This window comes from Halopiger thermotolerans (assembly GCF_054654555.1).
Window position 1 is genome coordinate 648,711 of record NZ_BAAIEU010000004.1, and the last position, 15,172, is coordinate 663,882.

The 15,172-nt window shown below is 66.3% G+C and carries 11 protein-coding genes and 2 pseudogenes; 9 read left to right on the top strand and 4 right to left on the bottom strand.

Features of this window, described 5'->3' with window-relative positions:
- The first annotated feature begins 692 nt into the window (after nt 1–692).
- The 3 genes from ACYQ26_RS10855 to ACYQ26_RS10865 are packed head-to-tail and all read left to right on the top strand — an operon-like array spanning nt 693 to nt 1,875.
- Nucleotides 693–863, top strand: coding sequence for a hypothetical protein (locus ACYQ26_RS10855; protein ID WP_459808906.1), 171 nt, complete (start codon nt 693–695; stop codon nt 861–863).
- Entirely contained in the window at nt 860–1,153 is a 294-nt protein-coding gene (locus ACYQ26_RS10860; protein ID WP_459808907.1) for a hypothetical protein, read from the top strand. The genes ACYQ26_RS10855 and ACYQ26_RS10860 overlap by 4 nt, the downstream gene beginning before the upstream one ends.
- Nucleotides 1,150–1,875, top strand: a complete 726-nt coding sequence (locus ACYQ26_RS10865) for a hypothetical protein (RefSeq protein WP_459808908.1) — start codon at nt 1,150–1,152, stop codon at nt 1,873–1,875. The genes ACYQ26_RS10860 and ACYQ26_RS10865 overlap by 4 nt, the downstream gene beginning before the upstream one ends.
- Before the next feature lie 915 nt (nt 1,876–2,790).
- Here ACYQ26_RS10865 and ACYQ26_RS10870 read toward each other — a convergent pair.
- Nucleotides 2,791–3,195, bottom strand: a pseudogene (locus tag ACYQ26_RS10870) (aldehyde dehydrogenase family protein); the annotation flags it as partial.
- Nucleotides 3,196–3,394: 199 nt separating this feature from the next.
- Here ACYQ26_RS10870 and gdhB point away from each other — a divergent pair.
- Entirely contained in the window at nt 3,395–4,693 is a 1,299-nt protein-coding gene (gene gdhB / locus ACYQ26_RS10875) for a glutamate dehydrogenase GdhB (protein ID WP_459808909.1), read from the top strand.
- A 195-nt stretch (nt 4,694–4,888) separates the two neighbouring features.
- On the opposite strand, the gene ACYQ26_RS10880 is transcribed toward gdhB, so the two are convergent.
- Nucleotides 4,889–6,175, bottom strand: a complete 1,287-nt coding sequence (locus tag ACYQ26_RS10880) for a Cdc6/Cdc18 family protein (protein ID WP_459808910.1) — start codon at nt 6,173–6,175, stop codon at nt 4,889–4,891.
- Between the two features lie 925 nt (nt 6,176–7,100).
- Between ACYQ26_RS10880 and ACYQ26_RS10885 the strand changes: the two genes are divergently transcribed.
- The 5 genes and pseudogenes from ACYQ26_RS10885 (at nt 7,101) to ACYQ26_RS10905 (ending at nt 12,605) form a co-directional block, all read left to right on the top strand.
- The gene (locus tag ACYQ26_RS10885; RefSeq protein ID WP_459808912.1) at nt 7,101–7,994 is read left to right on the top strand and encodes an HpcH/HpaI aldolase/citrate lyase family protein; all 894 of its coding nucleotides are present in this window, start codon (nt 7,101–7,103) and stop codon (nt 7,992–7,994) included.
- A 131-nt stretch (nt 7,995–8,125) separates the two neighbouring features.
- A pseudogene (locus ACYQ26_RS10890) lies at nt 8,126–8,550 on the top strand (Glu/Leu/Phe/Val dehydrogenase dimerization domain-containing protein); the annotation flags it as partial.
- Nucleotides 8,551–8,562: 12 nt separating this feature from the next.
- On the top strand, nt 8,563–9,381 hold the full coding sequence (locus ACYQ26_RS10895) for a Glu/Leu/Phe/Val family dehydrogenase (protein WP_459810743.1): 819 nt from the start codon (nt 8,563–8,565) through the stop codon (nt 9,379–9,381).
- Nucleotides 9,382–9,580: 199 nt separating this feature from the next.
- Complete coding sequence (locus ACYQ26_RS10900) at nt 9,581–11,623, top strand: ABC transporter ATP-binding protein (protein WP_459808913.1); 2,043 nt, start codon at nt 9,581–9,583, stop codon at nt 11,621–11,623.
- Nucleotides 11,624–11,771: 148 nt separating this feature from the next.
- Complete coding sequence (locus tag ACYQ26_RS10905) at nt 11,772–12,605, top strand: DUF6517 family protein (protein ID WP_459808915.1); 834 nt, start codon at nt 11,772–11,774, stop codon at nt 12,603–12,605.
- Between the two features lie 116 nt (nt 12,606–12,721).
- On the opposite strand, the gene ACYQ26_RS10910 is transcribed toward ACYQ26_RS10905, so the two are convergent.
- Nucleotides 12,722–13,864, bottom strand: a complete 1,143-nt coding sequence (locus tag ACYQ26_RS10910) for an acyl-CoA dehydrogenase family protein (RefSeq protein ID WP_459808916.1) — start codon at nt 13,862–13,864, stop codon at nt 12,722–12,724.
- A gap of 119 nt (nt 13,865–13,983) precedes the next feature.
- A complete protein-coding gene (locus ACYQ26_RS10915) occupies nt 13,984–15,165 on the bottom strand; it encodes a DUF7544 domain-containing protein (RefSeq protein WP_459808918.1) in 1,182 nt (393 codons plus the stop codon).
- Nucleotides 15,166–15,172 lie beyond the last annotated feature (7 nt).

Sequence of the window (15,172 nt, forward strand, 5' to 3'; positions counted from 1 at the left end):
GAACTGAGTATGAGCGGCGTGCATATCGGGCCGCCCGTTCCGCTCGCGCCACGCGCCCGCGCCCCCACACACGCGCGTGACCCGGCAACGGGCGTGGAGCGCGACAGGGGCGTACCACTACCGCGGTCCCATATACGTTGTAGTAATACGCCCGTTAATCGCGCCCGCCCGCGCGGGGACGCCCGACGCGCCCGCTAATCGCTTATCTGGCCTTCTAACGGCTTTTGGTGGCGTGACGTGGCCCGCTACGCGCGCGCCCGCGCGAACCATGACGGTGCCTGATTATTAGGCGGTGGTATTACTCGGTGATATTCTCGCGTGACCCAACCGCCCCCATGCTGTTCACCGAGGTACGGGCGAAACCACCGTGGAGCGGGCGGGGTGTTCACTTGTAAGCGGAAGAAATCGCCCGAAGATAGGGGGATGGGGCGGGCCAAATTCCTGCCGCGGTGATGCGTGACCCGCATACGAACTGTCGGGAAAATTACTTAGCGTAATGTTTAAGTGGCTCCAGCCCGTAGTGTATACTGAGCGGTGGCCGCGCGCGGTGAACAGTTCCCCGAACGGCGAAACGCCCGTTCTCTCGGCGCTCAGGTGGATAACGAGAGAAATCCACATTCCGCGCGCCAGGGGCGTGTACCCACGCGGGGCCACGGCGGAGGACAACGACTATGGCAAAAAGAACCAATCGAGTGAGACTGAGCGACCAGGAAAAGCGGGTCCTCGAACTGGCCCGCGCCACCGTCTACGACGGTGAGGTTCCCTTTGGCGTGGTAGTCGAGCGCGCCTGTCGGAACCTGTTAGCGGAGGAACAGAACGACGACGGACCACGCCACGACCGCGGTAAGGGGGTGGAACTGTGAGCGAATCCGTGTACGCCGAAACCTACCGACGGCCCGACGACGGCGACGTTATCGAACTGCCAGCAGACGCCCGTACTCAGGTGGAGCGGGTCGGCAGTCAGACGGTCCCCGATTGCATCATAGAAGTGATAGGAACTGGCGAGCGGTCGGCGTTCGTTCTACTGCGTGACGACGCCGACGGTGAGGTGTCCATGCCCCAGGGGTCGAAGGTAATCGGAACGGACCCGTGGGAGGCGGAACTGTGGTATGCGGTCCCAAAGTCCGCCTACGCGGACGGGGGTAAGGAATGACCACGTTCGACCTTGACGCCGTGGCGGACGCCCGTGAGAGGCTTCCCGAACGTGGCGACGTTCCGACCCCCGTCGCGGAAGCCCTGGAACCGCGAGAGGTGCCAGGATACGAACGGGAGCGGCCCCTGTCAGAAAAGGGATACCAAGCCTACCCGTCTGAGGACCCCAGGGACATCCTGAAACCACGGTACGGCGAGGTTCTGGCGGAGGTGTGCGACCACCCTGCCGCGGAGAGTGTCGGGGACGTATCACGTGAGTTGGGGGTTTCGGAGGACCTTGTGAGGGAAGCCGCCACCCTGCATGAGGGTGTCGAACTACCCGACGGGGCGGACGGTGATGGTGGCGACGCCAACACCCTCACGTTCCCCCAGGGTGGTGAGGTTTCGCTTGACCACCTTCGGACCCCTCCACATGAGGACGCCAGGGTGTTGCATACCCTGGTTGTAGACGCCGCGCTCGGCGTGGGGGACGTGGTTACGTGGTTCGACCGCCAGGAGGGTGTCGCCACCCCTTCCGCCAGGGACATCAAGAACGCCCTGAAGCGGGTCGGACTCATGGAGGGGGAACCCACGGACACCGACCGACGTACCGCAAGGGGGGAGAGGCTGGAAGTTAATAGGGGCCAGGGACGCCACGACGCCACGAGCGTAGATGCCACGGGGATTACGGGGTCCCACCCTGACGACGCCGACCGCATCATTACCAGGCGAGCGGACGAGTAAAGCGCCCGTACCGCCCGAACACGGGCGTCTGACCACCTTCTTACCCTCTTTTTACGTGAGTTTATCAGGGGTAGCCGCGGGACCCCCGTGTAGCGATTGACATACCCCACCCTGGCGGTGTGAAAAGCCACGAGCGCGAGAAAGACTGAGGAAGCGGCGTTAGCCGCCACCAAAGGCGTGTCGAACAGAACCGCGGATTCCAACGACGTGGGGGCGGATTCCCACGTCCGCCCACCTGGGATGACTTCGACATCCCCAACCTCAGTTGGGGCGCGGGTCATCGGGCGAGCAGAACGCCCTCTCCGTTTAGACATAGGGGCTGGAGACGTAAAAATGTTTCGGACGCATATTCGTGGCGGAGAATATGCCTGTAGTGTATCGGGCGGAACGGCGTAGTTGGGGCCGCCCGCCCGCCAAAACGGTGGGGTCGGGGCGCGGGAAGCGGACGGTTCTCCGCCCCTCCGCATCGTCCCGATGCGTTCGGTAGCGGAGACGCCACGCCTCTCCGCGACCTCCGCGGGTCCGTTCCTCGGGGGACGGGGTGGCCTCCCGACACGCGGGGCGGTGGCGGTGGCGCGCGGAAATTCCGTTCTCAAGTGTCGAACAGAAATATGGGACCCGCGAGACGGTGGTGGGGCGGCCCATACTGTGGTTGACACGCCCCAGGTGGGTGGGGACTGTTCCAACACACGGGGCGCGAGTATGGACCACCACACCGTACCCTCTCGGGTTCCGCGTAGCCTATCTTTGATGTCCCGCCCCCACGCCCTCTTGCGAATCACTTTTCTGATGAAAGAATCCAGAGAGGTTCGCTGTCGTCGCTGTTCAATATGTTTGCTACGTTAACACCAATATTCTGGCGTATCGCGTTCCATATCGGTAGAATAGTCGTTCTCAATCCAGAAAGTCAGATTAGAACGGGAAGTTCCAGGGCATGATCGCCAGGATCGGGCCCAGCGGCTGGTAGGCGACGACGGTGCGGGCGCTCTCGTCGCTGGCGACCACCTCGTCCTGCAGGAACTCGGCCGCGTGCTCGGCGTAGTAGTCGCAGACCCACGCGCACTTCTCGACCTCGTCGCGGGCCTGCCCGATGGGTTTCCCCATCTCTCGAGTCATGAGTTCGGCGTACTCGTCGGCGTTCTCCCGGAGGACTTCGCCCGCGCGAGCGAGCAACCGCTGGCGGGTCTCGATCGGCGTTTCGCTCCATTCGTCGAAGGTCTCGCTGGCCCGCTCGAGTTGCTCGTCGCGCTCGTCCGCGGACTCCTCGTCGTAGGTGTCGACGACCTCGCCGGTGGCCGGATTGGTGCTCTCGATGCTCATGCGCACGTCGACGACGAGCAGACGCTTAGAACGTCGGGCGGCTATCGAAGGGGCCCGTGAATCCGGGCGTCCGTGAGGAAAACCGATGCAGCGCCAAGCGTTTTCCCGGCTGGTCGGGAAGCTCTGACACCTGCACACCCGGCGGTCGCTGCGGCGTCCCGACGCGGTCGCGGTCGCCGCAGCAGCCTTCTACCCGATTATGACACCAGCTAACTCCACGACCGAGTCCGAATCCGAGTCCGAGACCAACCACGAGCCGGAAAGCGCCGTCGAAACCGCCCGGCGGCAACTCGAGCGCGCGGCCGCTCTCCTCGACGTCGACGACGGCATCATCGAGCGACTGCGGCACCCGACGAGCGTGTATCGGGTGTCGGTCCCGCTCGAGCGCGACGACGGGAGCACGGAGATACTCACGGGGTATCGCGCCCACCACGACAGCGTCCGCGGCCCGTACAAGGGCGGGATTCGATACCATCCCGGCGTGACCGAGGACGAGTGTATCGGCCTCTCGATGTGGATGACCTGGAAATGCGCGGTGATGGACATCCCCTTCGGTGGCGGCAAGGGCGGCGTCGTCGTCAACCCGAAGGACCTCAGTCGCGACGAGAAGGAGCGACTCACCCGCCGGTTCGCCGAAGAACTGCGACCGATAATCGGACCGATGACGGACATCCCGGCCCCCGATATGGGAACCGATCCGCAGACGATGGCGTGGTTCATGGACGCCTACTCGATGCAGCAGGGCCAGACCGAGCCCGGCGTCGTCACCGGCAAACCGCCGGTCGTCGGCGGCTCCTACGGCCGCGAGGAGGCGCCCGGCCGAAGCGTCGGGATCATCACCCGGGAGATGATCGAGTACTACGACTGGGACCCCGAGGAGACGACCGTCGCCGTGCAGGGATTCGGCAGCGTCGGCGCGAACGCGGCCCGGTACCTCGACGAGCTGGGGACGTCCGTCGTCGCCGTCTCGGACGTCGACGGCGCGATCTACGATCCCGACGGCCTCGACACCACCGACGTCGAGGACCACGACGAGACGCCGGGGATGGTCTCGGGCTACGACGCCCCCGAAACGCTGTCGAACGAGGCCCTGCTCGAACTGGACGTCGACGTCCTCATCCCCGCCGCGATCGGCAACGTCCTGACGGCCGAGAACGCTCGCGACGTGCAGGCCGAGATGATCGTCGAGGGCGCGAACGGCCCGACGACCTCGAGGGCCGACGAAATCTTCGAGGAGCGCGGGGTACCGGTCGTGCCCGACATCATCGCCAACGCCGGCGGCGTCACCGTGAGCTACTTCGAGTGGCTCCAGGACATCAACCGCCGGTCGTGGCGCCTCGAGCGGGTCAACGAGGAACTCGAGACGGAGATGCTCCGGGCCTGGAACGCCGTCCGGTCGGAGTACGAGGATCGGGACGTCACCTGGCGGGACGCGACCTACATCGTCGCGCTCTCGCGGATCGCCGCGGCGCACGAGGCGCGGGGGCTCTGGCCGTAGCTCGCTCGTCGGGCCGTTGCTGGTCTCCGCCGGTCCCCCCACACCCCTCGTTCAGAGTGAAAACGGCTCGTGGGGGAGGGGCCTCCCTGTCTCAGGTCTGCGGGTGAGGCCGAGGCCGAAACCGAGTATGGTCGGCGGTTCGAGAAACGAAAGACGTCGCGAAACAGCGGACGCCGTCCGGATACCGAATCGGGATCAGGAGAACGACGAGAGATCCACGTCTCGGTTCTGTACCTCGTTGCTGCGGTCGACGAGCCGATCGTACGTCGGGAGGTCCTCGAGCGAGGAGTCCCGGCGGACGGCCTTGACGATGTGCTTCGGGTCGGTGACGAGCCGGTGGAGGAGGTAGCTGCCCTGCGAGCGGCCGCCGCCGGTCTTCTCGGACTCGATGACCCCGAGAAAGGCCTGCTCCTTGAGCTGGCGGTAGAGCCCGTTTTCGGTGATCGGATCGTTGGCCACGAGTTCGCAGATGCTGACGTAGCGCTCGTAGATCTCGCGGGTCTTGTACGTCTCCCGGTCGCCGGTGATGATCCGACTCGCGAGCGCGTACAGCGCGAGCTTCGCGTGGACTGTCGCGCCGCTGGTGAGCTCCTCGATCCGGTTGATCTCCGCGACCTCCTGGGCCTGCTGGATGTGGTCCTCCGAGACGATCTCAGAGCCCGTCCGGCGAGCGAGTTCGCCGGCCTCCTTCAGAATCTCGATCGCCTTGCGCGCGTCGCCGTGTTTCTTCGCCGCCAGCGCCGCGCAGAGTTCGATCGTGCCGTCCTCCAAGACGCCCGGCTGGAAGGCGTCCTCGCGGTTGCGCATGATCTCCCGCAGTTGGGAGGCGTCGTAGGGGTGGAAAAAGAGTTCGCGGTGGCCGAAGCTGCTGTCGATCCGCTCGTCTAACGTCTCGCGGTACTGGATCTTGTTGCTGATGCCGATCACGCCGATGTAGGCGTCGGTCTTCTGGGCCTCGCGGGCCCGCGAGAGCTGCATCAAGATGTTGCTGTTGTCCAGCTTGTCGATCTCGTCCAAGATGACGACGATCGCGTCGAAACACTCGTCGAGGATGCTCCAGATGTGCTGGTAGTACTCCATCGTCCCGACGCCCCGGAGAGGGATGTGCTCCTGGTAACCCGTCTCCTCCTTGAGGCTGAGCGCCAGCTGGCGGGTCGCCCGCGTCTCGGTGTTGGCCTCGGAGCAGTCGACGTAGAGGACGCTGCAGTCGATGTCGTTGCGCTGTGCGGCGTCGCGAGCGCGGGTCGCGACGTGGCGGGAGATGAGGCTCTTGCCGGTGCCGGTCTTGCCGTAGATCATCACGTTGTTCGGCGGATCGCCCCGCGTGATCGCCCCGACCTCGGCCGCGACCGACTGGATCTCGTCGTCGCGACCGACGATCCGGTCCTCCTCGGGGACGTGACCGACGTGGAGGAGCTCCTTCCGATTGAAGATCGGATCGTGCGATTGAAAGAGCGGATCCCCACCAGCCTGATCGGACATGTCCGCATCCTCGGAGACGTATATTATAAAACCACGTGAAGGCGTTCAGACTGATAACGTTCAAGTACGGCGACGAACGCCCGGAAAATCGTCCGGGCGGCTGTTCTCGCGCTACAGGCCCGATTCAGACTGAATTCGAGACTCGAGTCCCGGAGGCGGCCGACTTCGTCACGACTACCCACACCCCTCGTTCAGAGTGAAAACCGTCGAACGGACGGGCCGACTCGAGGAGGGATGAGCGTCGGAACGAATCGCACAGGAGCGGCGAAGTTGTGGTGAACGCCGTCGTCCTTCAACGAGTGTATCCGCTCGTGCGAAAATCATCTCTTTTCCTTTCTCCTTCTTCCTTCCTTCACCGGTCTAGCTAGTAGTATTGTATCTTACGAATAAGGAAATAGTATCCTATTCATATCCGATCTCGAGAATATCTGGATCGGGTCGGACGGAATCACCGCGGTCCCAGCCACCGACCTCCCCTCTGCTGACCGTTTCACTCTGAACGAGGGGTGGGGCCCTCGGGAGTCACGAACGTCCCACCGTCGAGGTAGTGAGCGAACCGTTCCGCGACGGTTCGCTCGCTTCCCGTATACCACCCCCCGTTCAGAGTGAAAGTTCGCGGTGCGATCCGTCGACCGATTCGATGCGCCTCCGCCGAACGGTGCGGACCGTCGATCGATCCGACTAGCACCCGCTCGACGGCGACCGGTACACCGATCGCCGTTTTCACTCTGAACGACGGGGGTGACACGTTCGAGAACGCCCGTCTCTCCGGTTCGAACGATAGCCGCTCGAGCGAATTCGCCCTCGCACACTCCAACGACGCCGTTTCACTCTGAACGAGGGGTGTCTCCGAGCGAACCGGTCGCCGTCTCGTCGTCTCGAGGCGGACCCCACTTTCACGGTCGTCGCCCGCGTGTGTGTGGCCATGGCACGCCGAAGCGTTCTCTTCACCCCCGGCGATCGGCCCGACATGCTCCGATCGGCCCCCGAGTCCGGCGCCGATACGATCGTGTTCGATCTCGAGGACGCCGTCTCGCCCGATCGAAAGGACGACGCGCGAACCGCCGTCCGGGAGGTCCTGGCTGATCCCGACTTCGACCCCGACTGCGAGGTCTGCGTTCGGGTCAACGCCGCGCGGGCCCAGTTCGCGACCGACCTCGAGGCCGTGATCGGCGACGCCGATTCGGAGGGATCGAGCGCCGCTGGCCGACCAGATGCGGTCGTGCTCCCGAAGGTTGCCGGCCCGGCGGACGTCCGCGAACTCGTCGACGAACTCGAGCGAACCGACGGCACCGACGGCACCGACGGCACCGACCTACCGGTGTTCGCGCTGCTCGAGACCGCGGCCGGCGTGCTCGCGGCGCCGGAGATCGCCGCCGTCCCCGCCACCGATGCGCTGGTGTTCGGCGCTGAGGACCTCGCGGCTGACATCGGCGCGACCCGCACCGCGGAGGGAACGGAGGTGCTCTACGCGCGGGAGCGAGTCGTACTCGCCGCAGCGGCCCACGATTGCACGGCGATCGACACGCTCGTCACCGACTACGAGGACCAAGACCGACTCCGGGAAGACGCTGCGTTCGCGGTCCAGCTCGGCTACGACGGCAAGCTGGCGATCCACCCCGCGCAGGTCGGGCCGATCAACGAGGCGTTCACGCCGACGGCCGAGGAACGGGAGTGGGCGGAGCGCGTCCTCGAGGCCAAACGCGAGGCCGACGCCGAGGGGCGGGGCGTCTTCGAGGTCGACGGCGAGATGATCGACGCGCCGCTGGTCGCCCAGGCCGAGCGGATCCGCGCTCGGGCGGACGCCGCGGACGAGTGACGGCGCCGCTGATCGGGCCGGGGTTGCGATCGTGCAGTATACTAATATCTCCATATTCCTTATATTGTTATTTTATGCCCCATCAGGATTCTTCGCTACGTTTATTTTGGATACCTCGAAACCGTCACGTAATGGCAAGCCAAGTAAACCCATTCGAGAGCCTCCAGTCGCAGATCGACGATGCGGCAGCGTACCTCGACGTCGACGAGGACGTCATCGAACGCCTCAAACACCCCGAGCGGGTGCTCGAGACCAACCTCACCGTCGAACTCGACGACGGCAGCCTCGAGCGCTTTAAGGCCTTCCGGTCGCAGTTCAACGGCGACCGCGGGCCGTACAAGGGTGGCATCCGCTACCACCCGGACGTCTCCCGCGACGAGGTCAAGGCGCTGTCCGGCTGGATGACCTACAAGACCGCCATCGTCGACATTCCGCTTGGCGGCGGCAAGGGCGGTATCATCATCGACCCCGACGACTACTCCGAGAGCGAACTCGAGCGGCTCACCCGCGCGTTCGCCAAGGAGCTCACCCCCTGATCGGCGAGGACCGCGACGTTCCCGCGCCCGACGTGAACACGGGCCAGCGGGAGATGAACTGGATCAAGGACACCTACGAGACCTTCGAGAACACCACCGAGCCCGGCGTCATCACCGGGAAGGCGCCCGACTCCGGCGGCAGCGCGGGCCGGGTCGAGGCGACCGGCCGCTCGACGGTCATCGCCGCCCGCGAGGCCTTCGACTACCTCGACAAGGACCTCGAGGGCGCGACGGTCGCCGTGCAGGGCTACGGTAACGCCGGCTCGATCGCCGCGGAGCTGATCGACGAGATGGGCGCGACGGTCGTCGCCGCCAGCGACTCCTCGGGCGGCATCTACAACCCCGACGGCTTCGACCCGGTCGCGGCCAAGGCGCACAAGGCCGAGACCGGCAGCGTCGTCGGCTACGACGAGGCCGAAGAAGAGATCACCAACGAGGAAGTCCTCACGCTCGACGTCGACCTGCTGATCCCCGCGGCCCTCGAGAACGCGATCGACGCGGACCTCGCCGAGGACGTCGAGGCGGACGTCATCTCCGAGGCCGCGAACGGGCCGCTGACCCCCGACGCCGACGAGGTGCTCGAGGACAAGGACGTCTTCGTCATCCCGGACATCCTCGCGAACGCGGGCGGCGTCACCGTCAGCTACTTCGAGTGGGTCCAGAACCGCCAGCGCTTCTACTGGTCCGAGGAGCGGGTCAACGAGGAACTCGAGGAGATCATCGTCGACGCCTTCGACGCGCTCGTGGAGACCTACGAGGAGCACGGCCTCGAGAACCCCCGCACCGCGGCCTACGTCGTGGCGATCCAGCGGGTCGCCGACGCGTTCGAGGAAGCGGGCTCGTTCCCGTGAACTGAGCGGTCCGCTCGCGATCGCGCGGTCACACGGTCATGCAGTTACGCGGTGACGCGGTCACGCGGTCACGACCGCATCAGTACCGTTTCGTTACTTTTCAGGCGAACCTGACGCTCAGCGATTCGTAGAGGGAGCGAGCGTTTCCGCATGTGGGTCTCTTTTACACACCAGTCCTGAAGGCCGACTGGACTGCGTCATGGCTGGGTCCGATCCGCACGGCAGTTTCGAGGACATCCGCGACGAACTCGAGGGGAATCCGATGGCGAAGCTGGTTCGGTACGCGCTCCCCTACTGGGTGCCGCTGTGCATAGGGTTCGTTTCGACCATGATCAACCGCGCCGCGCGGCTATTTCCGGCGCTGATGCTCGCGGCCGCGATCGACCTGGTGATCACCCAGTCGGGCGGCGTCGATCAGTTGCTCGCGGCGACCGGCCTCGTGCCGACCGAGCCGATCCCGGCGGATCGGACCGGCGAGCGGCTCTCCCTGCTGTACTACCTGGGGGCGCTGACGGTCGGCGCCTACGTCGTTCAATCGATCGCGCACTACCTGTCGCGGTACTTCTTCCAGACGACCGCCCAGCGCATCCAGCACGACCTGCGGCTAGACACCTACGACCACATGCAGCGGCTCTCGCTGTCCTTCTTCAACGACCACCAGACCGGCGGGATGATGGCGATTCTCAACAGCGACGTCAACCGCCTTGAGGACTTCTTCAACACGGAACTCCGCCAGCTCACGGAGGCGGTGATGATCTTCGCGCTGGTCGGCGGCTACATGCTCTACACCGAGCCGTGGCTGGGCGCGCTGGTGTTGCTCCCGGTGCCGCTGATCGCCCTCGCGACGGCGAAATTCATCATCTGGATCGAGCCGAAGTACAAGCGCATCCGCGAGCGGGTCGCCCAGTTGAACACGCGGCTCTCGAACAACCTCGGCGGCGCGGCCATCGTGAAGTCGTTCGACCGCTACGACGTCGAGCGCGGACGGGTCGCGGAGCAGAGCCGCGGCTACCGCGACGAGAAGATCGGCGCGATCACGGTCCGGAAGGCGTTTTTCGCCTCGCTGCGGTTGCTGGTCGGCGCGATGTTCGTCTCGATCCTCGTCGCCGGCGGCTACTCCGTCGTCACCGCGGGCGGGCTCACCGCCGGCACGTTCGTCGTCTACTTCATGTACCTCCGGGAGCTCGACGGCCCGATGACCCGGATCGGCAAGACGGCCAACAACTACCAGAAGGCCAAATCCAGCGCCGAGCGGGTCTTCGGGATCCTGGCGACCGACGCCGACGTGCAGTCGCCGCCGGACGCCGAGACTCCCGACGCGGTCGCGGGCGACGTCGCGTTCGAGGCCGTCCGGTTCAGCTACGGCGCGGACGGCGAACGGATCCTCGAGGGCGTCGACTTCGAGGTCGAGGCCGGCGAGACGGTCGGCTTCGCGGGGACCAGCGGCTCCGGGAAGTCGACGCTGCTGAAGCTCCTCCCCCGGTTCTACGACGTCGACGATCGCCACGCGCTGGCGGACGGCGGCGTCGACGGCGAGTCGGGCGACGACCCGGCCGTGCGGATCGACGGCGTCGACGTCCGGGACTACGACCTCCAGACGTTGCGGGACCGGATCGGCGTCGTCGAGCAGGACCCCTTCATGTTCTCCGGCACGATCCGCGAGAACGTCGCCTACGGCGACGGCGAGGCGTTCCGGACGGTGCTCGAGGCCGGCGAGGGGGCAGACGGCGTGCCGGCCGACGTGGATCGCCGAATTCGCGAGGCGGCGATCGCCGCGGGCGCCCACCGGTTCGTCGAGGAGTTACCCGAGGGCTACGACACGATGGTCGGCGAGCGAGGGGTCAAGCTCTCCGGCGGCCAGCGCCAGCGGATCTCGATCGCGCGGACGATCCTCAACGACCCCGATCTCATCGTCCTGGACGAGGCGACCAGCGACGTCGACACCGAGACCGAGCGGGTGATCCAGCGCAACCTCGAGGAACTCACCGCCGATCGAACCGCCTTCGTCATCGCCCACCGGCTCTCGACGATCCGAGACGCCGACCGAATCGTCGTCATGGACGACGGCGAGGTGATCGAGACCGGGACCCACGACGACCTCGTCGCGGCCGACGGGACGTACGCCGACCTGTGGGCGTCGCAGACGAGCGACGGGAGCGACGCCGATGACGGCGGTGGTGCGGGCGGGGGTGGCGACGACCGACCCGGCACCGGCGACCCGTCGCTCGCGGGCGACGACTGACGACGCCGCTCGAGACTCCCCGTCTCGGCGCGCGGCGGTTTCCGCGACGGGATCGGGAGCACCGAGTTTCTCCCCCGTTACTTGTTAGAACTATGCCCTTTCAGGAAACGAACAAACACTTATGAACTGACTCGAGATTGTCGCGGTGATGCAACGACGAACCTTCATCGCCGGACTCGGTATCGGCGGCCTCGCCGGGCTCTCGGGCTGTCTGGGCGCGATCGGCATGGCCGAACACGCGTCGACGCCGGCCGGCGTCGACCCCGCCGTCCGCGAGGACAACGGCTACGAACCGCCGACACTCGAGGAGCTCGTCGTCGAACGGGAGGTCGGGACCGACGCGTACTCGGAGACGATCACGGTCACCAACCACCAGACGCAGTACGAGCGGGTCGTCGACATGGGCCCGCTGGGCGAGCAGCGCGGGGCCGTCTTCTCCGTGCTCTCGACGCCGCAGATCGAACTGGCCGGCCGGCAGTTCAACCCCGTCGCGGAGATGTCGACGACGGAACTCGTCGACCTCATCGCGAGCAACTACGAGGGGATCGGGAACGTCACGCTCGAGGAGGAGGCGGCGATCCAGATCCTCGGACAGGCGACGACGCGCTCGCGGTTCAGCGCGGACGCGGAGTTCGAGGGCCAGAGCGTCGAGATCGACCTCCACGTCACCGAAGCCGTCGAAACCGACCAGGACCTGCTCGTGACCGTCGGCGTCTACCCGAAGCGGCTCCGGAGCCGCGAGCAGGAGCGCGTGCTCGCCATGATGGAGGGCGTGACCGAAACGCTCCGAGAGGACGCGTCGGCGAACGGCGGAAACGAGAGCGACGGTGACGGAGGCAGCGGTAACGAGAGCGACGGCTCCGGTGGGGGCAACGAGACGCAGGACGGAAACGAGAGCGGCGACGGCAGCGGTGGAAACGAGAGCGATGACGGCAGCAGCGGCGGAAACGAGAGCGACGACGGCGGGCTTTTCGGAAGTTAACTCGCGGTTCTATCGTCCACCTTTTGCCGGAACTTCGGCGCCGACGGTCCGATTTTTCGCTTGGGACTCGTGTCCGACGGCGAGCGGAACTCGTGACTCGCGACTCGTAACCGTCGCTACAGCCCCAGCTCCCGCCCGATGACTAGGTGCTGGATCTCGCTGGTCCCCTCACCGATCTCCATGAGCTTCGCGTCCCGGTAGAACCGCTGGGGCGCGAAATCGGTCGTGTAGCCGTAGCCGCCAAGCACCTGCACGGCGTCCTCGGCGACCTCGCGGGCCGCCTCGCTGGCCTCGAGTTTCGCGAGCGCGGACTCCCTGGTGACCGGTTCGCCCGCGTCGTAGGTCCTGGCGGCTCGGTAGGTCAGCAGGCGGGCCCGCTCGGTCTTGCGGTGCATGTCGACGATCGTGTCGCGGACGGCGTCGAACTTCGAGATCGGCTGCCCGAACTGCTCGCGCTCCGTGCTGTAGGCCTTCGCGCTCTCGTAGGCCCCCTGCGCCAGCCCCGTCGAGAGCGCCGCGATCGAGATCCGGCCGCCGTCCAGGGTCTTCTTCGTCTGCTCCCAGCCGTCGCCTTCCTCGCCGAGCAGGCGGTCCTCGGGGAGCCGGACGTCCTCGAGGCGGATCTCGCAGGTCGGCGAGGCGTTCAGCCCCATCTTGTCCCAGACCGTCGAGACCTCGAAGCCGTCGTCCTCGCGGGGGTCGACGATGAACGTCGAGATGCCGTCGTAGCCCGCGTCGGGCTCCGTCACGGCCTTGACGAGGATCGAGCCGGCGACGCTGGCGTTCGTGATGAACTGCTTGGTGCCGTTGAGTACCCACTCGTCGCCGTCCTTCTCTGCCGTCGTGTCCATATCGGAGGCGTCCGAGCCGCTCTCGGGCTCGGTCAGCGCCCAACCGCCGAGGTACTCCCCCTCCGCGAGCGGGCGGAGCCAGCGTTCCTTCTGGGCGTCGGTGCCGAACCGCTCGATTGGTTTCGAGGCCAGCGAGACGTGCGCGACGTAGGAGAGGCCGATCGCGCCCGAGACGCGCCCGAGCTCCTCCGCGACCAGCGCGTACATGAGCGTGTCGCCCCCGAGCCCGCCGTACGCCTCGTCGATCGGGACGCCGAGCATGTCCAGCTCCGCCAACTGGTCGAAGATCTCGTCGGGAAACCGGTGCTCGTCCTCGATCTCCTGCGCGATCGGCTCGATCTCCCGCTCGCAGAAGTCCCTGACGGTCTCCTGTATCATCCGGTGTTCGTCGGGCAGCTCGAACTCCATGCCGCAATACTTGCCGGCATGTGGGATAAACGCACCGCCGACGTTCACCCATTGCGCCGGCGAATGTCGCGTTTCAAACGCCGAGCGACTCGAGGAAGGGGGAACCGACGACCGCGAGGCTACCAGCCGCGGTCGCCCTCGCCCTCGTCGTCGGACCGCGAGCTATCCCGGTCGTCGGTTTCGTTGGAATCCCACCCGTCCGCGTCTCGATCGTCGGCGTGGCCCTCGTTCCACCAGTCGTCGCGGTCCTCGTCGGCAGGCCGGTCTCGGTCGGCCCGCTCTCGCCTGTCGTCCGGGTAGGGCGACCCGAGGCCGTTTCGTCGATCGCGGTCGGCGGTTCGAATCTCCCGCCGCAGGTCCGAGACGAGGTCGAGGTCCGCGTTCGTATCGCCCAGCAGCAACAGCGCGTAGTACTGGAAGTACGTCGGGATCGGCAGCTGGACGAGCGCGACGACCAGCAGGATCGCGAGCGCGCCGAGAACCGCGAGACCGCCCGCGATCCAGACGCCGACTCCGCCGAGCAGTACCAGGACGAATCCGACCGCGAGGAAGGGGATCGCGACGACGATCGCCCCGAAGAGGGCCACCGCGCCCGCGCCGACGGTGACGACGAGCCGGAGGATCCAGACCAGCACCAGGTAGACCGCGTACTCCGCCGGGTTCGATCGCAGCGTCGGCCAGAACCGTCCCCACGCGCCGAGGACGCCCCGGTCCTCGAGCAGCATGATCGGGGCGACGAACTCGGTGGTAAAGCGCATCACGACGCCGTAGACCAGACCGACCGGGACCGCGAGGAGCACGACCGGAGCCAGCGAGGCGAGCGCGGCCTCGACGGTCGATGCGCCCGAAACGAGGAGAGCCGCCGGAATCCCGACGAGCGCGAGCGCGGCGAGGCCGACGAGCGCTCGAAAGAGAAAGAGCCGCACGCCACGCCCGACGTTCGCCCGCGCATACTGCCGAACGCGGACCGTCGTCGAGCGCAGCGACTCGATGAAGACGAACTCCATGATCGCGCCGACGAACTCGAAAAGCACCCAGAGCAGGAGCGCGACCGCGAGCACGATCGCGGCGACGACGAGTACGTCGTCGGGAACGTCGCCGGGGCCCGTCTCGAGGGACGGGGACGGGTCCTGGGGCACCATCTCGGGGTTGCCGGACGTGGCCACCCCCGGGTTGCTCACGCCGAACCCGCCGACGAAGAAGGCGACGAGCGCGAGCTTGAGCCACAGTGCCGGGCGGACGGGCAGTAGCAGGCGTCGCGTCGCGTCCAGCGCGTCGCTTAAGTCGTCGACGGCGTCCATCGCTACG

Bases quoted from the DNA above. Each gene is read 5' to 3' on its own strand.
- ACYQ26_RS10865 (WP_459808908.1), top strand. From the start codon at position 1,150: ATGACCACGTTCGACCTTGACGCCGTGGCGGACGCCCGTGAGAGGCTT.
- gdhB (WP_459808909.1), top strand. From the start codon at position 3,395: ATGACACCAGCTAACTCCACGACCGAGTCCGAATCCGAGTCCGAGACC.
- ACYQ26_RS10880 (WP_459808910.1), bottom strand. From the start codon at position 6,175: ATGTCCGATCAGGCTGGTGGGGATCCGCTCTTTCAATCGCACGATCCG.
- ACYQ26_RS10885 (WP_459808912.1), top strand. From the start codon at position 7,101: ATGGCACGCCGAAGCGTTCTCTTCACCCCCGGCGATCGGCCCGACATG.
- ACYQ26_RS10900 (WP_459808913.1), top strand. From the start codon at position 9,581: ATGGCTGGGTCCGATCCGCACGGCAGTTTCGAGGACATCCGCGACGAA.
- ACYQ26_RS10905 (WP_459808915.1), top strand. From the start codon at position 11,772: ATGCAACGACGAACCTTCATCGCCGGACTCGGTATCGGCGGCCTCGCC.
- ACYQ26_RS10910 (WP_459808916.1), bottom strand. From the start codon at position 13,864: ATGGAGTTCGAGCTGCCCGACGAACACCGGATGATACAGGAGACCGTC.
- ACYQ26_RS10915 (WP_459808918.1), bottom strand. From the start codon at position 15,165: ATGGACGCCGTCGACGACTTAAGCGACGCGCTGGACGCGACGCGACGC.